This is a genomic window from Paenibacillus harenae DSM 16969, assembly GCF_000422465.1.
Classification (GTDB): domain Bacteria; phylum Bacillota; class Bacilli; order Paenibacillales; family Paenibacillaceae; genus Pristimantibacillus; species Pristimantibacillus harenae.
Genome location: NZ_KE383845.1, coordinates 225271 through 248240, shown reverse-complemented (window position 1 = coordinate 248240; position 22970 = coordinate 225271). Strand labels below are relative to the sequence as shown.

The 22970-nt window shown below is 49.0% G+C and carries 18 protein-coding genes; 12 read left to right on the top strand and 6 right to left on the bottom strand.

The genetic code is table 11. The features are described 5' to 3' along the window. Positions 1–233: 233 nt before the first annotated feature. Positions 234–1169 carry a cation diffusion facilitator family transporter gene (locus H581_RS0129045; RefSeq protein ID WP_036720476.1) on the top strand — a complete coding sequence of 312 codons (936 nt, stop codon included), beginning with the start codon at positions 234–236 and terminating at the stop codon, positions 1167–1169. A 336-nt stretch (positions 1170–1505) separates the two neighbouring features. Then, entirely contained in the window at positions 1506–2372 is an 867-nt protein-coding gene (locus tag H581_RS0129040) for a C40 family peptidase (RefSeq protein ID WP_036720474.1), read from the top strand. Positions 2373–2433: 61 nt separating this feature from the next. Here H581_RS0129040 and H581_RS0129035 read toward each other — a convergent pair whose 3' ends face one another. From H581_RS0129035 to H581_RS0129025, 3 genes are all read right to left on the bottom strand, one after another. Continuing rightward, on the bottom strand, positions 2434–3060 hold the full coding sequence (locus H581_RS0129035) for a YqaA family protein (RefSeq protein WP_029192323.1): 627 nt from the start codon (positions 3058–3060) through the stop codon (positions 2434–2436). 384 nt (positions 3061–3444) lie between these two features. Beyond that, positions 3445–4863 carry an NAD-dependent malic enzyme gene (locus tag H581_RS0129030; protein WP_029192322.1) on the bottom strand — a complete coding sequence of 473 codons (1419 nt, stop codon included), beginning with the start codon at positions 4861–4863 and terminating at the stop codon, positions 3445–3447. 80 nt (positions 4864–4943) lie between these two features. Further along, entirely contained in the window at positions 4944–6059 is a 1116-nt protein-coding gene (locus H581_RS0129025; protein WP_029192321.1) for a UDP-N-acetylglucosamine--LPS N-acetylglucosamine transferase, read from the bottom strand. A 220-nt stretch (positions 6060–6279) separates the two neighbouring features. On the opposite strand from H581_RS0129025, the gene kapB reads away from it, so the two are divergent. From kapB to H581_RS0128985, 8 genes are all read left to right on the top strand, one after another. Then, positions 6280–6675, top strand: a complete 396-nt coding sequence (gene kapB / locus H581_RS0129020; RefSeq protein WP_051251444.1) for a kinase-associated lipoprotein KapB — start codon at positions 6280–6282, stop codon at positions 6673–6675. Between the two features lie 318 nt (positions 6676–6993). Continuing rightward, a complete protein-coding gene (gltB, locus tag H581_RS0129015) occupies positions 6994–11598 on the top strand; it encodes a glutamate synthase large subunit (RefSeq protein WP_029192319.1) in 4605 nt (1534 codons plus the stop codon). 236 nt (positions 11599–11834) lie between these two features. Then, positions 11835–12275, top strand: a complete 441-nt coding sequence (locus H581_RS0129010) for a PilZ domain-containing protein (RefSeq protein ID WP_029192318.1) — start codon at positions 11835–11837, stop codon at positions 12273–12275. 26 nt (positions 12276–12301) lie between these two features. Beyond that, positions 12302–13684 (top strand): sugar phosphate nucleotidyltransferase, encoded by a 1383-nt coding sequence (locus tag H581_RS0129005; RefSeq protein ID WP_029192317.1) that lies wholly within the window; start codon positions 12302–12304, stop codon positions 13682–13684. Between the two features lie 11 nt (positions 13685–13695). Further along, entirely contained in the window at positions 13696–14160 is a 465-nt protein-coding gene (locus H581_RS0129000) for a S24/S26 family peptidase (RefSeq protein ID WP_029192316.1), read from the top strand. Positions 14161–14229: 69 nt separating this feature from the next. Further along, positions 14230–14481 (top strand): hypothetical protein, encoded by a 252-nt coding sequence (locus H581_RS38140; protein ID WP_156889712.1) that lies wholly within the window; start codon positions 14230–14232, stop codon positions 14479–14481. Between the two features lie 144 nt (positions 14482–14625). After that, complete coding sequence (locus H581_RS0128990) at positions 14626–15546, top strand: ABC transporter ATP-binding protein (protein WP_029192315.1); 921 nt, start codon at positions 14626–14628, stop codon at positions 15544–15546. After that, positions 15539–16336, top strand: a complete 798-nt coding sequence (locus tag H581_RS0128985) for an ABC transporter permease (RefSeq protein ID WP_029192314.1) — start codon at positions 15539–15541, stop codon at positions 16334–16336. The genes H581_RS0128990 and H581_RS0128985 overlap by 8 nt, the downstream gene beginning before the upstream one ends. A gap of 82 nt (positions 16337–16418) precedes the next feature. Here the strand turns inward: H581_RS0128985 and H581_RS0128980 are convergent, their stop codons facing one another. The 3 genes from H581_RS0128980 to H581_RS0128970 all read right to left on the bottom strand — a co-directional run bounded on the left by H581_RS0128980 (position 16419) and on the right by H581_RS0128970 (position 20321). Beyond that, positions 16419–16865, bottom strand: a complete 447-nt coding sequence (locus H581_RS0128980) for a bactofilin family protein (RefSeq protein ID WP_029192313.1) — start codon at positions 16863–16865, stop codon at positions 16419–16421. Between the two features lie 5 nt (positions 16866–16870). Next, positions 16871–17881, bottom strand: a complete 1011-nt coding sequence (locus H581_RS0128975; RefSeq protein WP_029192312.1) for a M23 family metallopeptidase — start codon at positions 17879–17881, stop codon at positions 16871–16873. A 184-nt stretch (positions 17882–18065) separates the two neighbouring features. Next, positions 18066–20321, bottom strand: coding sequence for an O-antigen ligase family protein (locus H581_RS0128970; protein WP_029192311.1), 2256 nt, complete (start codon positions 20319–20321; stop codon positions 18066–18068). 590 nt (positions 20322–20911) lie between these two features. Between H581_RS0128970 and H581_RS0128965 the strand changes: the two genes are divergently transcribed. Together H581_RS0128965 and H581_RS0128960 are read left to right on the top strand one after the other, a co-directional pair. Next, positions 20912–22138 carry a glycosyltransferase family 4 protein gene (locus tag H581_RS0128965; protein ID WP_029192310.1) on the top strand — a complete coding sequence of 409 codons (1227 nt, stop codon included), beginning with the start codon at positions 20912–20914 and terminating at the stop codon, positions 22136–22138. A 15-nt stretch (positions 22139–22153) separates the two neighbouring features. Beyond that, positions 22154–22957 carry an ABC transporter permease gene (locus H581_RS0128960; protein ID WP_036720472.1) on the top strand — a complete coding sequence of 268 codons (804 nt, stop codon included), beginning with the start codon at positions 22154–22156 and terminating at the stop codon, positions 22955–22957. Positions 22958–22970: the final 13 nt, after the last annotated feature.

Genomic DNA, 22970 nt, shown 5'->3' with positions numbered 1-22970 from the left:
GCGAAAGCATGCTTCGGCAGCCTACCTTCCGCATGTATAGGAATGCATGAAAACAGGGAAATTAATAAGATGACTTGCTAAGGAACTCCCGGCTTTCGATCTAAAAAACGAATGAATTGTTGCCTTTGTCCATAAAAGTGCGCATCCGGTCAACACTGTTTCTCTAGACCCACATCGGTGCGATCGGGTATGATACCGTTAAGTTACTCGGAAATGGAAATTTTAGAAAACCTATGTTTTTATTGCTTGGGAGGGTATTGAAACTGAATCAGTATGATGAAATTAAACAAGGCGAGAAGGGCGCCTGGGTTAGTATCTGCGCATATTTGGTGCTGTCGGCGCTGAAACTGATCGCCGGTTACTGGTTTGTGTCGGGCGCTCTTGTGGCGGACGGATTCAACAATCTGACCGATATCGTAGCATCCGCAGCCGTATTAATCGGGCTGCGCATATCGCAGAAGCCGCCGGACAAGGATCATCCGTACGGCCATTTTCGCGCGGAAACGATTGCGGCTCTCATTGCCTCGTTCATTATGGCGACAGTCGGCATCCAGGTATTGATCAGCGCGGTCAAATCGTTATTTTCTCCCGAGCATCAGGTTCCGGATCTGACTTCGGCGTGGGTCGCCCTGTTCGCGGCATTATGTATGGCCGGCGTGTACTTCTATAATCGTAGGCTCGCGATTCGCATTAATAATCAAGCCTTGCTCGCGGCGGCCAAAGATAATCTCTCCGATGCGCTCGTCAGTACAGGCGCGGCGATTGGCATAATAGGCGCCCAATTCGGATTGCCTTGGCTGGATCCGGTAGCCGCTCTTGCCGTAGGCGCGATTATTTGCAAGACGGCTTGGGAAATTTTCTATAGTTCCACACATGCCTTGACGGACGGGTTTGACGAGAATGAACTGACTACGATGCGGTCCACCATTGAGAAGACGAAGGGCGTCAAATCGATCAAGGACATTAAAGCCCGGGTACACGGCAGTCATGTGCTCGTAGATGTAATCGTGCAGGTCGATCCGGAGCTGACATTAATCGAAAGCCATCGAATAAGCGACGAGATTGAGACTCGTATGGGACGCAAGCATAATATCATGAGCGTGCATGTCCATGTGGAGCCTCACGAAATCGTTGAAAATAATGAAACAACAGCCGGTAAAGAACAGTAGAATAAGCGGTAATTGTTTCCAAATATAACGCTTTCGGAAATATTATAGGACTTTCGTTTTGAATGCTTGAGTGAGCTATTTGACCTAATTGGCTGTGCAGAGCCTTATCAATGGCAAATTTCAAGATCCGTTTATATATAGGAGTAGTCGGAAAGGCATCTTTTATGAGGGGATGCTTTTTTTGCATTTATTTACAGCCGATGAATACGTCTCCGCTCCCGATTTGACAAAATAGCAATTAGGTACGATGGGCGATACATGTCTGTTCCCGTCGAAATTACAATGAGATCAGGAACTGTAAGACAAGCACTCTTTCCAACTCAGGAGGCGGATGAAATGTGTAATACCGTGAAGCAGAGGATCGCAACAGCAACTTTATCGGCCGCATTGCTCTTTAGTTCGATTTCGGTACCCGCTGCATTAGCCGCTCAGGCTGCTGAAGTACAATCAGGCGTTTCAAAGCCGATTCTCCAAAATACGAACGCTGTAATTAAAGCTTCCGTCTCATTCCGCAAGTCGGCTTCAACATCGGGAACCTTTATGCGTTATTTGAAAAAAGACGAGAAAGTGCTCGTTCTTTCCAAACCGAACAGCTACTGGTATGAAGTGCAGGATGGCAGCGGAGTCCGCGGTTATGTAAGCTCGAACCCAAAATATATTGCGGTTAGCGGAACGGCGGCAGACGGCGGGTCCGGCAATACCGGAGGCTCGGAAAGCGGGGGAAGCGGATCGGGCGGCAATGCGGGAGATGCGGCAGAACCAGTTCAAACGGTTGAGAAGGTCATTGCTGCCGGCCTGAAGTATTTGGGCACCCCGTATGAGTACGGCTCCAGCCGCAGCACGACAACAACCTTTGATTGCTCCGATTTTGTCAGACAAGCTTTTAAAGACGGAGCAGGTCTGACGCTGCCGGCTGATTCCCGTCAGCAGGGAGCCTATGTGAAGAACAAAGGTACAGTCAAGGCAGACTGGCGCCAGCTGCAGCGGGGCGATCTGATTTTCTTCATGTCCTATAAAGGCTCGAAGTCTTCATCCTATGCCGGCATCAATAAAGTGGAAGCGATGATTACTCATGACGGGATCTATTTGGGCGGCGGCAAGGTTCTTCATACTTATTCGAAAGAAAGCGGCGGTGTCAAGATAAGCGACATCGAAGGCACGCATTGGGAGTTCCGCTTCCTGTACGGCGGCAGCGCATTGTAATCCGAAACACATAACTGCAAGAAAGGCCGGTCAGCTGTTATGCTGCCCGGCCTTCCTGATGTTATGAGCCTATACGGATCGATTCTTCTTGTTGCTGCTGCTGTTGATCTGCCTTCGATGCGAGTTCTTTTTTCTTGCGGGACCTCTTCCGCAGGAGCAGGAAGATTACGATAACGGGAACCGCGCCAATGAAAATGTACAAGGAAACATCCTTAACCATGCTTTCGGCAGCCTGACCGTAGAGATAGAACAATAAACCTACGATATAAAACTTGAGGCCGCGTCCTATAGCCGCATATCCGATCAAACGCCATAACGGGAAATTCAAGCAGCCGGACAAAATCGTAAACACTTTAAACGGAATTGGCGTGAAGGAGCCGATGAGGATGGCCGCTTCGCCATTCTTCTGAAATCGATCCGTAGCGGCGTCGATCCATTCTTTCTTTAGAAACTTATACAGGACGGATTTGCCCATGATTTTCCCAAGATAGTATCCGACGGGCGTGCCAAGAAGGCAGGCGATATATCCGACGGTCGCAAGCCAAAGCGCTGTTGAAGGATTGAGAATGCTTAATGATACCTGGAGAAAAAAGGCAGGGATCGGGAATATGATGGCATCCAGAAAGGAATGAATAACTAGCCCCCAAGGCCCAAAGTCCTTTAAAAAATCAACGACAGATTGAAACATTACCAGGCTCCTTTTCCGTCAACTAGCCTGCACATAAGCCTGCTTAACGAGCTTGTTGAATGATTTAGCTGAGCGCCGCCGGCGCTTTGAAGTTAATTATAGCATAATTAATTCGCTTAAAAATATGATAGGTGTCATGTCTTTTGTGTAAAGAGCCAGGGACAAGGCAAGTTGTTTGACATACGGATCTGCAGCAGTCGAGGCTGATTTTGTCAAAATATGATATCGCTTTATTTGTGATCTAGTTCATATGAACGAATACGAAACGCGCCGCTTAATGGTTTCAATCTATTTATAAATTCCGTTTCTGCTTATAGATGAAAAAAAAAGCCGCCGGCCTGCGGAAATATCCGTAAGCAAGCGGCGGGTTTATGACAGGCAGCGCTATTCGCCTCGAATTTGCCGGCGGGAAACGCCGCTTTGCTGGGCGGCTTGGATAACGCGGCGGCGAACCTCCTCGACGACTCGGGTGTTGAAGACGCTTGGCACGATGTACAAGCGATTGAGCTCATCATCGCTGATGACCGCTGCGATCGCTTCCGCCGCCGCAAGCTTCATCTCTTCATTAATCGTCGCAGCCCTGCTGTCCAAGGCGCCGCGGAAAATACCCGGGAAGCAAAGTACATTATTGATTTGATTCGGATAGTCGGATCTTCCCGTAGCAAATACCGCTACAATATCCTCCGCAAGCTCTGGCCGGATTTCCGGTTCCGGATTTGCCATCGCAAATACGATAGGATCCTTCGCCATCGTCTCGATATGCTCCCTTGTTAACAGGCCGCCGGCGGAAACGCCGATGAATACGTCTGCGCCGACGAGCGCGTCGGCCAGACCGCCGCTGCGGCGCTCCGGATTTGTATGGTTCGCGTACCATTGCCAGACCGGATTATCGTAGCTGCGCTCAGAGGTCAGGATTCCATCGCGGTCGACTCCGATGATATGCTGCGCCCCGCCGGCAAGCAGCATCTTCGTGCAGGCGGTTCCCGCCGCCCCGATCCCGCAAATGACGATGCGCGCTTCGCTCAGGCTTCGCTCCGTCAGCTTAAGCGCATTGAGCAATCCCGCATAGAGCACGACCGCCGTTCCGTGCTGGTCGTCGTGGAAGACGGGAATATCAAGCTCCTGTCTCAGCCTTTCCTCGATCTCAAAGCAGCGAGGGGCGGAGATATCCTCCAGGTTGATGCCGCCGAAGGCGGGGGCCAGGTTTTTGACAGCCTTAATGATTTCCTCGGTATCCTGCGTATCCAGGCAGATCGGAAAAGCATCCACATCGGCAAATTGCTTGAACAGCATGGCCTTTCCCTCCATGACGGGCATGGCGGCGTAGGGGCCGATATTGCCAAGGCCGAGAACGGCGCTTCCATCCGATACGACGGCGACCGTATTTCTCTTTATTGTAAGCGTATAGGCTTTAGACGGCTCTTCATAAATCGCCTGGCACACTCTGGCAACTTCAGGCGTATATACGCGCGACAAGTCGTCGCGGTTTTGAATCGGCGTTTTGGGCTGGATGGAGATTTTACCGCCGAGATGAAGCAGGAACGTCCGGTCGGAAATATGGAGCAGCCGGATGCCGGGCACCGTTTGAAGGACGGCGGTTAGCCGTTCTGCGGCGCCTTGCTCCGTAATTTTGACGGTTAAGTCGCGAATGCTTTTATTTTTATCCGTATGTATGACATCGATCGCGATGATGTCGCCTTTAGCCTGCTCTATGGCGGTAGCTGCCCGGCCAAATTGGGCGCGGTTCGTATCGATCTCAAGCCTCAAAATAATGGTTTTGCCGTCGGCTAATCGTGAACTCATCGTAAACAGCTCCCTTCATCATATATACTATGTGGATAAGGGCATGCAAATTATGCTAACCTGAATGAATAAGACAGCCGTCACTGCATGAGTCGCAGGACGGCGTTCGGACAATTCTTCGGGTTGTATTGTTGATTTCGCTTTGTCAACAAGCTGTCTCTGAACTGGCCGGAGGCGTACGGCTCATGGATGAGCGAGAACCAACGGTCAACGGTATCGTTCGAATCGAGCATTTCGCCAAATCCGTGATTAATGAAGTATTCGCAATTCTGTTCTTCTTGTCCGGGAATCGGCTCGTAGAACAGCATCGGTATTCCCTTGCTCATTCCCTCCGTGCAGGTCATGCCCCCCGGCTTCGTTACCAATAGATCGGATGCGTCCATCCATTTATTGACCTCGCGGGTGAAGCCGAGCACATGAATGTTCGGATGCTGGAAGAGCGGATCGGCAAGCATCTTCTCGCGCATCTTCTCATTCGTTCCGACGCAATAGATAAGCTGAGTGCTCTCGCGCCATTTGGTCATATATTCCAGCGCGTTATCCTCGTACATAATTCCCCAGCCGCCGCCCATGACAAGTACTGTCGGCATCGGCTTTAAATGAAGCTGCTTGCGTACTTCTTCTTTATCGTATGTATGCCAGAAGTTCGGATGCACGGGAATGCCCGTAACTTCAACCCTGTCTTCGGAGACGCCCTTCTCCAGCAGCCGCTCCTTCACGAGCGATGTGGAGACAAGATATTTATCAACCTCCTTATTGACCCAGGAACCGTGCGCGTCGTAATCGGTGATGAGCGTATAAAGCGGCATGTCCAATCCTAAACGCTTCAGGCGAGCGACGACTGCATTCGGAACGGGATGGGTGCAGACGATCACTTCCGGCTTCAGCTGGGATATAACCTGGGAGGTTTGGGTATAAAACATACGGTGAAGCGCAAGCTGCGTGAAACGGTTGAGCGATTTTTTATAGTTGCTGCGGTACATAAGGCCTACCATCTTCGGCTGTCTGCTCACGGTTTTGCGGTATGCGGACATGATTAAAGGGCCAATCACCGGGTTGAGGAATTTTCCAAGCTCAATGACGCGGGTCTGTATACCCGGACATAGCTGCTTTAATCCGACTGCGAGCGCATAAGCAGCCTGCGTATGACCGGAGCCAAAGCCTTCAGAGAGCAGGAGCACTCTTTTTTTACGCATTTTTCCACCCACTTTTCTATTTCCATATTACGATGCAGGAGCGAGTAACACAAGCAAATCCTATCCGCTTGCGAAAACCGCGGTGGATCATTTATCCTATCTCAACACGGGGATATATGTAAGATATGTTTTCCTTGAGCTAACTATATTTACATATATTTCACAAAAAGGCTAATTTCAAATACAAGCAAATACTTTTAAAAAAGCGAGGGATTGCGTAATGGAGAAGATAAATGAGAATATACGAGACATCCAGATTGGAGATTTGGTCAGAGCGGAGGTTCGCTCCGGCCAGTATGCGGGAGAGCTGATCGAATTAATCGGGCCGAGGGCGATTGTGAAGGTGCTGGCCGTTCTCAAGCATCCGGAGCAGGGCGATCTGCATCATCCGTACGATCCGGATGTTCCTATGTTTCATGAGCGGCGGGCGCTCAGTTATACGGAGAAAACAACGGTGCCGCTGCGGGATATCAGCCGGTTCACCGGAACCGTCCCCGATTATAAGGAATCGTTGAGGGCTGCCGCAGAGGCGGAGATCGCCGCGCTCGACCGCTTGCAGCGCTGGGCGGCCAAGGGGCTGGAGCAAATGCGGCAGCTTCAGCAGGAGTATAAATAAAGAAGCGGGAGAGCGATTGTTTCCTTGAACTTACGATTCAACCTGGACATAACCTTTGCCCCTTCGCTAATCCACAGGGGAAGCGGTCGCAAAATTGCCGAGCCAGTCAGGCTTGTGCCGGTTGCGCAAGTCGTAAAAAAGTGCAAACAATTATGAAAATATTAAATTGATTCCGTTTTGGCCTGGTGTTAAAATAATATAATAATCGCATTGTCGCGGTATAGGCCCGGTATATGGTTAACTAGACGGAAGCGCTCGGAAGCGGTGCCGCCAATCCGTTTAGGTTATGAAAATCTCCTCACAGAAAGGTTGCACACAATGAAAGAACATGTTTTGGGATTGCCGCCGAAGCAAGGACTTTATGATCCGCAATTCGAGAAAGACGCTTGCGGCATGGGCTTTGTGGCCAACATCAAGGGAGTCAAGTCGCATAAGGTCATCCGCCAGGCGCTGATGCTGCTCGAGAACATGGAGCATCGCGGCGGTCAAGGCAGCGAACCGAATACGGGAGACGGAGCAGGTATTTTGCTGCAAATCCCTCACGCCTTTTTTGCATCCGAGTTGAAGAAACAGGAAATTGAGCTCCCGCAAGAAGGACAATATGCCGCAGGCATGATTTTTATGCCGCATGATGAAGATGCCCGCAGCGCAATCGAGCGTGAAGTGGAATCAATCGTTCAGGAAGAGAACCAATCGGTGATCGGATGGCGTACTGTCCCGACGAATGACGAGAAGCTCGGTGAGTCCGCTTTAGCCGTGAAGCCTTATGTCCGTCAGCTGTTTATCGGCAAGAACGACAGCTTGAAGGATAATATGGCATTCGAGCGTAAATTATATGTTATCCGTAAGCGCGCAGAGCTTGCGATTCGTTATGCCGGCAAGGAAGGCGGCAATATGTTCTACTTCTCGAGCTTATCCTCGAGGAAGATCGTTTACAAAGGCATGCTGACGACGGAGCAGGTCCGTTCGTTCTACACGGAGCTTAACGACGAGTCGGTCGTATCGGCGATGGCGCTTGTCCACTCCCGTTTCAGCACGAATACGTTCCCGAGCTGGGAGCGCGCGCATCCGTTCCATTACATGATTCATAACGGGGAGATCAATACGCTGCGCGGCAACGTGAACTGGATGCATGCCCGCCAGACGCTGTTCGCAACCGAATTGTTCGGCGACGACCTGGAGAAAATCAAACCGATCATCAATCCGGACGGCTCCGATACGGCGATGTTTGACAACACGCTTGAGTTCCTGTTCCTGTCCGGCCGTTCGATGGCGCATGCCGCCATGATGATGGTGCCTGAGCCATGGTCCAATCATGAGAGCATGAGCGACAAGCGCAAAGCTTTCTATGAATATCACAGCACGTTGATGGAGCCATGGGACGGACCTGCGGCGCTCGGCTTCACGGATGGCGTGAAGATCGGCGCGGTGCTTGACCGGAACGGACTTCGTCCGGCCCGTTATTATGTAACGAAGGACGATCATATCATCCTTGGTTCCGAAGCGGGTACGGTTGAGCTTCCTCCGGAGGATATTTTATACAAGGACCGTCTGCGTCCAGGTCGCATTCTGCTCGTCGATACGGAGCAGGGCCGCATCATTTCCGATGAGGAAGTGAAGAAGGAAATCGAGACGGAGCATCCTTACCGCGAATGGCTGAACGAGCATCTCGTCGATCTTGAGGAGCTGCCGGATGCGCCGGAGCTGCCGGAGCCCGATCACGCGACCGTACAATTGAGGCAGCAGGCGTTCGGCTACACGTTCGAGGATATCCGCAAAGTGCTCGAGCCTATGGCCGGCAGCGGAGCGGAACCGATCGGCTCGATGGGCTACGACGCGCCGCTAGCCGTATTGTCTGAGCGTCCTCAGCGGCTGTACAACTACTTCAAGCAATTGTTCGCTCAAGTAACGAATCCGCCGATTGACGCGATTCGCGAAGAGATTATTACGGCAACGGGCACGACGATCGGACCTGAGCGCAATCTGCTTAATCCGGAGCCGGAGAGCTGCCGCCATATCAAATTGGATACGCCGATCTTGTCTAACGAGCAATTCGCGAAGCTTCGCCATGTGCGCCGCCCGGGATTCCGCTCGATTACGCTTCCGATCTTTTTCCCGGCCGGCCAAGGCGAGGTAGGACTGCGCGCAGCAATTACGCAAATGTGCGAAGCGGCGGACCGTGTAATTAGCAAGGGACATAACCTTCTGATCTTGTCCGACCGCGGAGTTGACAAGGATAATGCCGCTATCCCGGCACTGCTGGCCGTATCGGCGCTGCATCACCATCTTATCCGCCAAGGCACCAGGACGAAGGTTGCAATCCTGCTTGAATCGGGCGAACCGCGCGAGGTGCACCACTTTGCGCTGCTGCTCGGCTACGGCGTAAACGCTGTTAACCCGTACCTTGCGTTCGAGACGCTTGACGATATGATCCGTCAAGGAATGCTTCGCGGCATTTCGCATGAGAAGGCCGTCAAGAACTTTATTAAAGCCGCTACCAAAGGCGTTATCAAAATATTATCCAAAATGGGTATTTCAACGATTCAATCTTACCGTGGCGCGCAAATCTTCGAGGCGCTCGGCTTGAAAGAGGATGTTATTAACGAGTACTTCACCTGGACTCCTTCCCGGATCGGCGGCATTGGACTGGATGTTATCGCCGAAGAGACGCTGAAGCATCATAACCGGGCGTTCGCAGAGCAAGAAGGCGGAGAGAAGGAGCTTGATTCCGGCGGCGAATACCAATGGCGCAAAGACGGAGAAGACCATCTGTACACGCCGCAGACGATCCATACGCTGCAAATGGCTTCGCGGACGAACGATTACAAGCTTTACAAGAAATTTTCGTCGCTCATTCAAGGCGAGAATAAGAAGCATCTGACGCTTCGTTCCCTGCTTCAATTCAAAGAGGGACGCAAGTCCGTGCCGCTTGAAGAAGTGGAATCGGTCGATTCGATCGTCAAACGGTTCAAAACCGGGGCGATGTCATTCGGCTCGATCAGCAAGGAAGCACACGAAAGCCTGGCGATCGCGATGAACCGTCTCGGCGGCAAATCGAATACGGGCGAAGGCGGGGAAGATCCGGCTCGTTTCGTTCCGGATGCGAACGGCGATTCCAGACGCAGCGCGATCAAGCAGGTTGCCTCCGGCCGATTCGGCGTTACGAGCAACTACCTTGTCAATGCGGATGAAATTCAAATCAAGATGGCTCAGGGCGCGAAGCCTGGCGAAGGCGGACAGCTGCCTGGCCTGAAAGTATATCCATGGGTTGCCGAGGTTCGCGGCTCGACGCCGGGCGTAGGACTCATCTCGCCTCCTCCGCATCACGATATTTATTCGATCGAGGACTTGGCGGAGCTTGTTCATGACCTGAAGAACGCGAACCCGCGCGCTCGCATTAACGTGAAGCTCGTATCCGGCGTCGGCGTCGGTACGATTGCGACAGGTGTGGCGAAAGGCCGCGCGGACGTCATTATGGTCAGCGGCTATGACGGCGGTACGGGCGCATCCCCTATGGGATCGATCCGTCACGCGGGATTGCCGTGGGAGCTTGGTCTTGCTGAGACGCACCAAACGCTCATGCTGAACAATCTGCGCGATCGCGTCGTGCTCGAGACGGACGGCAAAATGATGAACGGCCGCGACGTGGCGATTGCAGTCCTTCTGGGAGCCGAAGAATATGGCTTCTCGACTGCTCCGCTCATCGTGCTTGGTTGTATCATGATGCGCGTATGTCAGCTGGATACTTGTCCGGTGGGCGTTGCGACGCAGAATCCGGAGCTTCGCAAGAAGTTTATGGGCGACCCTAGCCATGTCGTCAACTACCTGCGCTTCATAGCGGAAGAGCTGCGCGAGATTATGGCTGAGCTTGGCTTCCGTACGATTCAGGAAATGGTCGGCCGCGTAGATATGCTTGAAACCAAGCAGCTGCGTGAGCATTACAAGGTGAAGGGCATCGACCTTTCCGGTATGTTGTATGAGGCGGATCTGCCGAAGGATGCGGTGCGTTACAACATCCAGGAGCAAAATCACGGTCTCGAGCTGTCGCTTGACAGACAGAAGCTCGTACCATTCGCGCAGCCGGCCCTTGAGAGCGGGGAGCGCGTACGCGGCACATTCCCGATTCTGAACACGAATCGCGTTGTCGGCACGATTCTCGGCAGCGAAGTGACCCGCCGTTACGGCGCAGCAGGCTTGCCGGAGGATACGATCTCGTTCCACTTCGTCGGAACGGCCGGACAAAGCTTTGGCGCTTTCGTGCCGAACGGCATTACGCTTTCGATTGAAGGCGACTCGAATGACTACTTCGGCAAGGGACTGTCGGGCGGTAAAATCATTGTTGCACCATCGCCGAAAGCAACTTTCGTTGCGGAAGAGAACGTCATTATCGGCAATACGGCACTCTACGGCGCTACAAGCGGCCAGGCTTATATCCGCGGCGTAGCAGGCGAACGTTTTGCGGTGCGCAACAGCGGCGCTCAAGTAGTCGTAGAGGGCGTGGGCGACCACGGCTGTGAATATATGACGGGCGGACGCGTTGTCATCCTCGGCGGTACGGGACGCAACTTTGGCGCGGGTATGTCAGGCGGCGTCGCCTATGTTCTCGATGAGAGAGGCGACTTCTACAACCATTGCAATTTAGAGATGGTATTGCTGGAGCGGCCTGAGGATGCCGAGGAAATTGCGGAGCTTCGCAGCTTGATTGAAAATCATGTCAAATACACGGACAGCGCGGCAGGCGCTCGCGTGTTGAATGATTGGGTAGCATCGATTTCTAAATTCGTTAAGGTTATTCCGAAGGACTACAAACGGATGCTTGAGCAAATCCGAAAAGCTGAGGATACCGGCTTGAAAGGCGAAGCGGCATTGCTTGCAGCCTTCGAGGCGAACAAGAGAGAGCTTGCCCGCGCAGGCGGGAAGTAATCCGAAACATGTAATAAGTTGAGTTTTTATTCAATATGGACTGTTGCCTGAGGCAGATTAACCGCCTCAGGTGACAGTCCTTTTTATTTTTCGACAAAAACCCTCGAAATTAGAACAAAGCCGCGCCTATTAACCGACATTATCTATCTGCCTGCTCGGGTATAATAATAGTACTATTCTTTGAAGGTGATGATACTCAGATGCTCGCTGATGAATCTTTGTTGGAGGACTGACGTATGTCGACATATTTGTATAAGGACGCGCGTGCTCACATCAGGCTAGGCTTCACGGAAGGCGCAAAAGCAGAACTTAGACTCGCAGGCGTGAACGGGCATCTCTTAACGCAAGCAACGAAGACGGTTCAACTGCTGGACATGAGCCCAAGCGGCTTATGCTTTGTATCTGAACTGCAGCTGCCGGTACAGAGCAATTATTTGGTTGAGCTTCGCATGGTTCTATCGAATATCCACATCCATGTGCAGGGAAGAATTGTCTGGCGTAGAAGCCATGATAAACAATTTGCGCACGGCGTTATATTCGAATGCTCGGATACGCTTCGCTCATTCATAATAGGAGCCATGAATCAGTTGCTGCTGGACAGGCAGCCTGAGCAGCAAAGAATTCATTATGTCTACAACAGAATGTCGCCTCTTAAGCGAAAAAAATTCGGGGGTTAGCCTATTTATAAGGAGGGACGCATGATTTGAAAATTGTTTTATTATCAGGCGGATCCGGGAAGAGATTATGGCCATTATCCAATTGTTATCGCGCGAAGCAATATTTATCCGTCCTGGAAGGACCGCACGGCGAAATGGAATCGATGCTGCAGCGGGTGTGGAGACAGCTTGAGGAATCGGATCTTAGACAGCATACATGGATATCGACATGTCGTCAGCAAGCGGAATTGGCGCAAAGGCAGGCGGGAAGCAATGCGCCTATCATAATGGAACCCGAACAAAGAGACACCTTTCCGGCAGTGGCGCTTGCAGCTGCTTATTTGTATTCGATTGCCGGGGTATCTCTAAGCGAAACCGTCATTATTATGCCGGTCGACGCATATGCTGAAAGTGAGTTTTATTCCTGTATAAGAAGCTTGCCCAAGCTGCTGCGGGAGAGCAAGTCGGACCTGCTTATGGTTGGGACAAGGCCTGAATACCCGTCCGATCAGTACGGATATATTTTGCCCGAGCCTGAGCGGAATGTTGACGATGCAGGCATGAATGAGCGCAAAGTGAAGGATTTCAAAGAAAAGCCGTACACGTCGGAAGCGAAGCGGTTAGTCGATGAAGGAGCGCTCTGGAACACCGGCGTTTATGCTTTTCAACTGGATTATATGATTTCGATCCTTATGGAGCGCGGGCTGTCCATTCATTACGAAGAGCTGTATAAGCAGTTTGGCAAGCTTTCGAAATCTGGATTTGAGGCTGAGGTTACGGAAGCAGCGCGATCCCGGTCCGTCGTTCGTTACGAGGGAGCATGGAAAGACCTAGGTTCCTGGAAATCTTTATCCGAGGAAATATCCATCGAGCGAAAGGGTCTAGGCGAGGTCGCCGCAGATTGCGTGCAATCCCAGTTGTTCAATGAGCTGGACATTCCGATTACCGTCATCGGTTTAAACCATGTCATCGTAGCCGCGAGTCCGGACGGCATTCTCGTGACAAGCAAGGACGCGGAGTCGATCGTGAACGCCAAGCTTCATGCGATGAATGAAAGACCGAAGTATAAGGAACGGCGCTGGGGCCATTCGAGGGTTATGGAAACATCCGTACTATCTTCAGGCTTACGAATGGTAACGAAAAGATTGTTCATATCCGCAGGCCAGAATATCAGCTACCAGATGCATTTCAAACGCAAGGAAGCATGGACGCTGTTGTCGGGAGAAGGAGAAGCGCTGGTGAATGAGACTTGTCGCCGCGTAACGGCAGGCGAGTCTATAGAAATACCGGAACGGGCAAGACACAGCCTGCGCGCCGTTACGGATATCGAGCTTATCGAGGTGCAAATCGGCGAAGAAGTGGAAGAGGATGATATTATCCGTCTCGGCATCGCTTGGGATGACATTATAAGTCAATTAAACCTGGTGTAGGAGAAATGAGGATGATCAACCGGAATGAGTTGGCCGTCATTGTTGCGAATGTCATTAAGCTTCAAGGAACAATCGATATAACATGCTATGGCAATGACATGTTTCCCTTGATCCGCGAAGGAAATATGTCAACGTTCGGCCGGGTTCGGGAAGAGGAGCTGCAAATTGGCGACGTATGCTTATTTGCAAACAATGAAGGGTGCCTTCTGCTCTACCGACTTATTGAGATTGAAGTTGATGGGCAGCAGCCGGCGCAATATATATTCCGGGGCGATGCATGCGATAAGCCGGAGCAGCCCGTGACGTTCTCCCGCATCATCGGGAAATTGGCCGCTATTCATCGTGAAGGGAAGATCGTCTATACGAATCATTGGAAATCGAGGTTATTGGAGACGGCAGTCCTGCAGGTCCCATTCTGGTCTAAGCTGTCCAGGTGGGCCGCCCTGCGCAGGAAGGATGGAACCTCTACAACATAATACATAGAGCTGCACGGGAATGAGATTCCTGAACAATCATTACGAAAGAGAGAGGGAGCGATCTATCGGATGATGCGTTTAAAGGACCGTTTTTATTGTGTCAGTTGTGGAGAGATGGTTGCAAGTCCTGATGCGGACATTTTATTTCGAACAGGATTTTTCCAGGTGGTGCACCCCATGGGTTATTGCTTAACGTGCAGTATACAGCATGATAAGGAAGATTCGATTTCGGGTTCATCGGGCAAGACCAATAACTATCACTATAAAATGTTCCTGCGCGCAGAAGCGAAAGCCGCCGAGCAAGCGATGCAATCCTATTAGCGGAAGAACCGTATAAGTCTCTGTTTTACGGCAATAGCTGTAGAGCAGAGGCTTATTTTTTTATGAAAATTCGGCTTGCTACCAATCATTTACTAGATCGTATATAATGAAAAGGATTTGGACTCGTGGAGGAGGGCTTTGGATATGGTACAGCCCATCGTTAGATTGCAGAATGTATCAAAACGAATTGGCGGAAGAACGATTATTGATAAGCTTACGCTTGATTTGCCGCTAGGAGAAGTATTCGGCTTCCTTGGACCGAACGGATCAGGCAAAACGACGACGATTCGAATGATGGTCGGATTAATGTCGCTCACGGAAGGCGAAATTCTGATTAACGGACACAGTATTGCGAAAGATTACGAAAAGGCGATCCGTTATGTCGGAGCTATCGTAGAGAATCCGGAAATGTATAAATATTTGAGCGGCTACGATAATCTCAAGCATTACGCGCGAATGATTCCGGGCATTACGGAACATCGGGTCCATGAGGTTGTCAAGCTCGTCGGTCTGGAAGGACGTATCCAGGATAAAGTAAGGACCTATTCTCTTGGCATGAGGCAGCGGCTCGGCGTCGCACAAGCGATTCTGCATAAGCCGCAGCTGCTTATCCTGGACGAGCCCACGAACGGCCTGGACCCTGCCGGCATTCGCGAGCTTCGGGATTACTTGCGCGTACTGTCCAAGGAGGAAGGAATCGCCGTATTCGTATCCAGCCATCTGCTTGCCGAGATGGAGCTGATGTGCGATCGCGTGGCGATTATTCAAAACGGCAAGCTCATCGACGTAAGAACGATTCGCGGGACGGGATCCATGACGGATCAGTCGCGCGTTATCATAGAGGTTGACCGGCCGCAGGGAGCGGTCGAGGCTCTGCTTGCGGCGGGGCATTCGGCGGTTCCGGAGGGCGGGCAAGCGATTGCCGTGGAGACGGACCGGGATGGCACGGCGGCAATCAATGCTTTGCTCGTGTCGGCGGGCTTTAAAGTGTACGGCATACGCACGCATGTGAAGTCGCTTGAAGATCAGTTTTTGGAAGTGACAGGAGGAGAAAGAATTGGGTGATTTCCTGCAGCTCGTACGTAACGAAAACATGAAAATTTACAAGCGTTCACGCTCTTGGATTATGCTCGCCATTCTTATCGCGTCAGCCCTGCTCATCTCGATTATGTGGCTTTCCTTTGGCGGAAGAGATACGTCCATGTGGGAGGTCATATCGACGGAGAGCATGATTCTGTTCGTCCTGCTGACGATCTTCTCCGTTGTCATTGCGGCGGCCAGCGTGGCGGAAGAGTTTACGAGCGGAACGATTAAGCTGCTTCTTATACGTCCTTGGTCCCGCAACAAAGTGTTACTGTCCAAGTATATTTCTATCCTGCTGTTTGGTCTTCTGCAAGCCGCTGCCCTGTTCCTAAGCACGCTGCTTATTAATTGGATTTGCTTTGGCATCTATTCATCGTTAGACGAAACGCAGCAGGGGCTCCTATTCCCCGGCGGATCCAATCCGTTCGCATACATGCTTATGTATTATGGGATGAAGCTCATATCGCTCGTCGTAACCGTAACGCTTGCCTTTATGATTTCGACCATTTTCCGCAGCGGCGGGCTTGCGATCGGACTTTCGCTGTTTTTGCTGCTGGGCGTTAATAATTTCGTTCTGCTGCTCGGGTTTTTAGATTACAAGTGGATCGATTACTTGCTCTTCATGCATCTTGATCTTACGAAATATATCGGGGCGACTTCATTGGAGGACGGATCAAATTTATGGTTCTCGCTCGGCATATTAGGAGCCTACTACATCATCTTTGTAGCGCTCACTTGGTATGTATTCAATAAACGAGATGTAGCCGCTTAAGAAAAAAAGGTAAAGCCGTTCCCCGGTCCGTCTCATGCGGGCGAGAGGATAAGGGAGCGGCTTTTTTTGCTTGGCTTGCCGATTAACCTGCCTGGCGGGACTTCTCCTTCGTTTCCTTCCCGTTTGACTCCTTGACAGACAGCGGCGTGGCGTCAGCTTCCGAATGCGAACGGTGCTTCAATTCAGCCTTCTGCTCCATCAGGCAGTTTCCGTTAATTTTGCCCCCGTCTTGAACGATGAGCGTGGCTGCCGTAATATTGCCGGTAAGATGCCCCGATGCGGTAATGACCAGACGTCCCTTCGTGACGATATCGCCGAATACCTTGCCGGCAACGGTAATATCGCGGGCCGTAATATTCGACCTGACGATACCGATTTCACCGATGATCACATCGCCGTTGCATTCAATTTCGCCGCGAAATTCTCCTTCGATTCTAAGGTTGGACTCGCATACCATTTTACCTTCGCCGAGCGTACCTTGACCGATCAAAGTATCGGTTGCATCATGCCGTTTATTCTCCTTAAACATCGAAATTAATCCTCCTTTACGATCGCAAGAAATGGTAACGGATTGACGGGCTCGTTCTTCTGCATGATTTGAAAATGTAAATGAGGCCCCGTGCTTCTTCCGCTGGTGCCTAATAAAGCGATCTTGTCGCCTTTGGCGACAAGGTCGCCTTCCGAAACCGTAACCTGTTTCAAATGCATATAAGCGCTTTGCAGTCCGCCGATATGCTCAATGACGATATACCTGCCATACGAGGCGTCGAAGCCGATCTCCTCAACGGTGCCGTCTGCCGCACTGAATACCGGATCGCCAAGCTTTCCGGTTATGTCGATGCCGGCATGGAAGGCGATGCGTCCGGTAAACGGGTCGCTCCGGTATCCGAAGCCGGATGTCAGCCGCTTGGAACGAGTGGGCCATTCGGATGGATAACCGTCGACGGCGGCTCTTGTGGACTCCGCCTGAAGCAGCGTCAGCCCCATTGACCGCTCCATCGCATCGACCATGCTGCCGAGAGCCTGCAGGTCAAGCCCTGTACGCTGCGCGTGCAATGCCAGTTGTTCCGTATCCTGCACAGCAATCGAACGGTAGAGGCTGCTTGACGAAGCGGACAGCTTACGTACAGCGGCTTCTTTCTTGCCTGACGGTTCAGACCTGCCCGACTGGGGAACGGCGCTTCCGTACTTGTCAATGAAACGCTTCAGCTTAAGCTCAAGCTCCTGCAGCTCGCCGACCTTCGTCTCCAGCTCTTGCGCTTGGCGTGACAGCTGGATAATTTCCTGCTGCAAGGTGACGATCGCTTCGTCCTTTCCGGATACGGTTTGCGTGAAGTAGGCAGCCTGTTCTGACAATTGATCCTCCATATGACGCAGTTCATAGGCCGATTTTAATTGGAGGGCCGCAAAACAGCCCGATACCGCGAGTACGACTGCTGTCGGGGCCGCTAAGACCGATCGTTTCGAGACGTGAAACTGCTTAACGGATTTGTCAGCGCCGCGCATCACCACAAATGACCATTTTGGATTCCGCGCTCGTTTCAATAGAGTTCTCCTTTCCGATATGCTGCGACTCCATTCTCCATCAGAACGTTCTCTTATGCTATTTATTCTTGGAAGCTTTAAAACATGCCATAAAAGATGCCGGAAAAAGAAGAAAGACTGCCCTAAGCGCACAAGCTGTGCGAATGGACAGTCCTTCCGGATATTGAAGAGAAAAGGCAGGTGACTAGGATCCGGCAGCCGCCAGATCGGCGATTACTTGCTCCATGGCCGGCGTATAACTGAAGGCACGGCCTTGCTGCTGCTCTTCCGGCAGAGTCGCAAGCTGGTCAATTCGCCGTTGTACCTCATCGGAAAGCGCGCGGATGCGTTCTTCGTATTGTTTCGCTAACGACTCATCCTGACCGGCAGCAGCTTTGGCGGCCGCGGCGTATGCAGTGACAGATGCGTCATACATTTTGATATCCCATGGAAATTTGTTTACGCCCTCGTCCAGAATCTTAAGCGATTCGGTCATCTGGCCGCTCTTCTGAAGCAGATTATATTGGGACATAATAATATTTCGATTGTAAGGATCATAGTTTTTGGCTTGGACCAGCGCATCAATGGCTTCGGTTAGCATTTGTTGATTGTTGGTTTGCGTAAAACCTTGCTCCAGCCAATTGGCTTTCGTAAGCGCAAAGGTCGAATGCGTCGGAGAGCCCTTAACGGCGTCATTCAGAACAACAAGAAGCTCATTCAGAGGCGTTTGCTGCTGGACGGCTAACTCATAGGCTTTGTTGAATTTTCGAATAGCGCTTGTTTCTTTTAAAGCCGTGAACAAAAGGATGACGGACAGTACGGCCAGAACAGACGGGTAAACGAAGTTTGGCCAGCTCTGCCCGGATTTGTCATTCAGCCGCTCAATGAGCAGTTTCCCATTGAAAGGAGCGATCATGCAGCCGAGAGACAAGAAGACAATGGAGCTGATAAAGACATAGCTCATATCAAAGTCGATTGCGCTGTGCATGAGAAGAGTCAGCGATACGATGAAGAAAATCAGATGACTTCCCCTGCGCTCCGGATTGCGGATAAATGCGCGAATGTACAGAAAATAGATAAATCCGATAAGGGTGATCAAAGCGATTAAACCGATCCAGCCGGTCTCCACAAGCACCTGGACGAAGAAGCTGTGCGCCTGTCTGCTCCAGTAAGGGTTATTCTGGTACTGCTCATACATCGCTTGCCACGCGCCGCCTCCGCCGCCGAGCAGCGGGTAATCCTCCGCTACGCGCAAGCCGTCCTTGTAGAACGTCAAGCGCTCCAGTACGCTGTGCTGCTGAAGATTAATATTTTCGAAACGGGAAGCGATCTTGTCAGGCAGGACGCCGCGAATGGCGCTGCTGCTCAGAAGGGTGACCGCAGCGATTGCCGTAAGAACGATGATAACGGCAGGCACGGCAGCGAACGACCATTTGTAGGACGAGAGCTTCTCGAGCTTCGCTTCAAGCAGGGCGCTTATTTTGGCGTGATAAAGCATAATAAGTCCGGTTGTCACGGCCATGCCCAGCAGCAGCAGCCCCCAGCTTTGCAATGGCAGCGAGCTGAACAGGGAGATGGGGCTCTGAACCTTCTCAGCTGTAGGCTGGACAAGCTTCGCAATCTCATCCGCATTGGCCGTAAGCTTGCCTAGAATCGCCATGGAGACAACGACGGACAAGCCCAGGAACACGATATAAGCAATTTGTTTCGTTAGACGAAGGAACGGGATCAGGATCAGCACCATCACCGGGATAACGACGATAGCGCCACGAGAGTAGGTGAATAGAAAGGAGATCCAGATCGGCACGAGCATCGCCGCATGAATGATTCTGGCGGACGGGCGAATGCAGTGTACCGCATAATATAGACTTACGAGAAATAAAGCAGCTAAGAAACCGGCGTACGTATTCGAATATTGGAAAACGGAGGTCAAGCGGTAGCCGTCATGCGCGAGCCACAGCGCATCGCGGTAGTAGATCTGGCCGAACAAATTAAGCAAACCGAATAGGACGATGACATAAGAAGAGAGCATGAGCGCATATTCGATCGTCTTGCGCGATTTAATCTCTTGCGCAAAGTAAAGGCCTGCGATAAATAGAATAGCAAGCAGGAAGGAAACCAGCGTCATGAATTTCGCATAATACGCCGATACGGCCTGGAAAGAAGCAAGCCAATAGATGACTGGAAGCGCCATGACAGCAATCGACAAAATGCTGCTATAGCTATTCAACCGCCAGCTGCGGAACAGATAAGCGGCAATAAGCAGCAGCAGCACCAAACCGAAAATAACCGCGCCATAGATCGCCGATTCGAAGTTCAGCTCATATCCGTTGAACAACGCTTTGTCATACGGGAAGATAATCAGAAAAAGCGCGATGCCAATCGTCCCGAGCCACCGTAATAGCGGAAAGTCCGATGCTAACGGTGAAGTACTGCTGCTTGATTTCGTTCGTGTACTCATTCGCAAATACTCCTCATCCATATGTATGTGTATAGGAACATAGTAATCCCACTGTGTATTTTAACAAATGAGAGGTGGGATTGCTATAAGAGTGTGAGTGAAAATTGTATATAGTTTACAAATTTGTAGAGATTGGGATATGTCGAAATGGGGCTTGAGATCCTAGATTTCTACAAAATATTCAGTTTTGGCAAGAGATTGTGGTGTTAATGTTGGAGAAAGTTTGGTAAGATAGCTAGGGTGGATTCGACATGATTGACTTTGCTTTGAATAGTTGAATTCGAGGATGCAAGTAATGGAAATAGCATGTTTATTTGAAGGGGAAAGAATTCAATTCTTTATATGTGTTTATCTACATTACGAAAAACTGATAGATACCAGGCTCATTTTATGAGCCATTTCGAATTGGATTTTGGAAATCTGCCTAGTTCTACAAAAAAAAATAGATGATAACTAACCTGTTTTTTTTGGACGTCCATGTCCTCCCATTGCTATTGACAGTCTAATCAATGACTATTTTTTTATGAGTAGATCATTACTTATCTAGTAACTCATTATTAATTGTTTGATTGTAAATTGGAGGCTGAATATTGAAAGTTTTAATTATTTCACCAGTATCAATTATAGAAAATATGGCTGGTCCATCAATAAGATATTACAACTTTTACTTGGAACTATGTAAAGAGCACGAAGTAATTATTTTATTACCTTCAAGTTCGAAAAATACAATTATTAACTCTGAAAAGTTATCTAATAAAACTATAAAAAAATGGAGCAATTGGTGTGACGTTATAATTACTCAAGGACTAACAATATTCAATTATCCTATAATTAAAAAAACTAAAAAACCGTTGGTTATTGATTTATATGACCCTTTTATCTTAGAGAATCTTGAGATTAGAAAGGACAATGTATTAGGAAATACTCAATATGAATTGGATTTACATATCTTAAAAACACAATTATTTTTAGGTGATTATTTTATTTGTTCAAATCCTCGACAACTACACTATTGGGCGGGTAGTTTGAGTATATTGGGTGTAATAAACCCTACCAACTATCTTAATTCTCCTAAATTGACAGATTGGATTGACTTAGTACCCTTTGGAATTCCAAATACTGAGCCGATTCAAAATTTCCATGGTATTAGGAATTCAAGTACAAATATCTCTAAAGATGATTTTGTTGTAGTTTGGGGTGGCGGAGTTTGGGAATGGCTAGATATTTCTATAGTAATTGAAGCTTTCGCAATTATTAAAAATCAAGATCTACGAATAAAGATGTATATAATGGGAGGAAGAAATAACAACAAACTACATCAACTAATTCAAAAGTATGAAGTACAAGAAAGTGTGATTCTTGGTGAATGGATTGCTTACGAAAAACGGCAAAACTACTTAATCGATGCTGATCTTGGCATTATTGCTCACTATAATAATTGGGAAACAGAATTTTCTCATAGAACAAGGGTTTTAGATTATATTTGGTGCAATGTTCCAGTTATTTCGACAGGAGGGGACTATATCACTGAACTTATTGAAAAAGAAGGATTTGGTCTCTCATATGGTTCTCAAAAATCGGATATATTGGCTGAACTGTTATTAAAATTAAATAAAAACCGTGATGTATTAAAAGAAATGAAACGGAACCAAAATAAGATTATTGATAATTTAAGGTGGGTAAAAGTAATACAACCACTGAATCAATTCTGTAAAGCGCCAGTGAAGAGAAAGAAGACTAGCATGCCAATATATACAAAATTATTTAGACCCATACTTAGTTTAATAAAAAAACTGAGACATAAAAGAAGAGTTTAATAGGAGATATTAAAAATGAATGCAGTGAAGCAAATATTAATTGAACATCTAAAAAACAAACGAATTTTATTTAATATGTCTATACGTGATTTTAAGTCAAAATATATTGGTTCGTATTTAGGGGCAATTTGGGCATTTGTTCAACCTGTTACTATGGTTCTGATTTTTTGGTTTATTTTTCAAGTTGGATTCAAATCAGCACCTGTTGATGATATTCCTTACATCTTGTATTTTATAACAAGCATAATACCATGGTTTTTTTTCTCTGAATCTGTTTCAAGTGCCACTAATGGTGTTGTAGACAATTCATTTCTTGTGAAAAAGGTGGTTTTCCCTGTAAGTATTCTACCGGGAGTTAAAATATTGTCTGCATTGTACGTACATTTAGTTTTTGTAGTTTTCACATTTCTAATATTAGTAATGTACGAATACTCAGTAAATGTTCAAATGATACAAGTGTTTTACTATATGATTGCTACAATATTATTAGTATTAGGAATCTCGTGGATGACTTCTGCAATAGTAATATTTTTCAGAGATACTGCTCAGATTATCGCAATGATGCTTCAATTTGGATTTTGGTTAACACCAATTTTTTGGAGTTTAGGGATGATGCCAGATAAATATCATACTATTGTTAAGATATTGCCGATGTATTACATCGCAGAAGGTTATCGCAATTCACTCCTATATGGAAGATGGTTTTGGGAACAAGACCTTTATCTGACATTCACTTTTTGGTCGATTACTATTTTTATGCTTTTAGTAGGAGCATATTTATTTAAACGTTTATCAAGCCATTTTGCAGATGTGCTTTAGAAAAGGAGTTTTT

What these genes read in the sequence shown, in the direction of transcription:
- H581_RS0129045 (WP_036720476.1), top strand. Translation starts at nt 234, where the DNA reads ATGTTTTTATTGCTTGGGAGGGTATTGAAACTGAATCAGTATGATGAA.
- H581_RS0129040 (WP_036720474.1), top strand. Translation starts at nt 1,506, where the DNA reads ATGTGTAATACCGTGAAGCAGAGGATCGCAACAGCAACTTTATCGGCC.
- H581_RS0129035 (WP_029192323.1), bottom strand. Translation starts at nt 3,060, where the DNA reads ATGTTTCAATCTGTCGTTGATTTTTTAAAGGACTTTGGGCCTTGGGGG.
- H581_RS0129030 (WP_029192322.1), bottom strand. Translation starts at nt 4,863, where the DNA reads ATGAGTTCACGATTAGCCGACGGCAAAACCATTATTTTGAGGCTTGAG.
- H581_RS0129025 (WP_029192321.1), bottom strand. Translation starts at nt 6,059, where the DNA reads ATGCGTAAAAAAAGAGTGCTCCTGCTCTCTGAAGGCTTTGGCTCCGGT.
- kapB (WP_051251444.1), top strand. Translation starts at nt 6,280, where the DNA reads ATGGAGAAGATAAATGAGAATATACGAGACATCCAGATTGGAGATTTG.
- gltB (WP_029192319.1), top strand. Translation starts at nt 6,994, where the DNA reads ATGAAAGAACATGTTTTGGGATTGCCGCCGAAGCAAGGACTTTATGAT.
- H581_RS0129010 (WP_029192318.1), top strand. Translation starts at nt 11,835, where the DNA reads ATGTCGACATATTTGTATAAGGACGCGCGTGCTCACATCAGGCTAGGC.
- H581_RS0129000 (WP_029192316.1), top strand. Translation starts at nt 13,696, where the DNA reads ATGATCAACCGGAATGAGTTGGCCGTCATTGTTGCGAATGTCATTAAG.
- H581_RS38140 (WP_156889712.1), top strand. Translation starts at nt 14,230, where the DNA reads ATGATGCGTTTAAAGGACCGTTTTTATTGTGTCAGTTGTGGAGAGATG.
- H581_RS0128990 (WP_029192315.1), top strand. Translation starts at nt 14,626, where the DNA reads ATGGTACAGCCCATCGTTAGATTGCAGAATGTATCAAAACGAATTGGC.
- H581_RS0128980 (WP_029192313.1), bottom strand. Translation starts at nt 16,865, where the DNA reads ATGTTTAAGGAGAATAAACGGCATGATGCAACCGATACTTTGATCGGT.
- H581_RS0128970 (WP_029192311.1), bottom strand. Translation starts at nt 20,321, where the DNA reads ATGAGTACACGAACGAAATCAAGCAGCAGTACTTCACCGTTAGCATCG.
- H581_RS0128960 (WP_036720472.1), top strand. Translation starts at nt 22,154, where the DNA reads ATGAATGCAGTGAAGCAAATATTAATTGAACATCTAAAAAACAAACGA.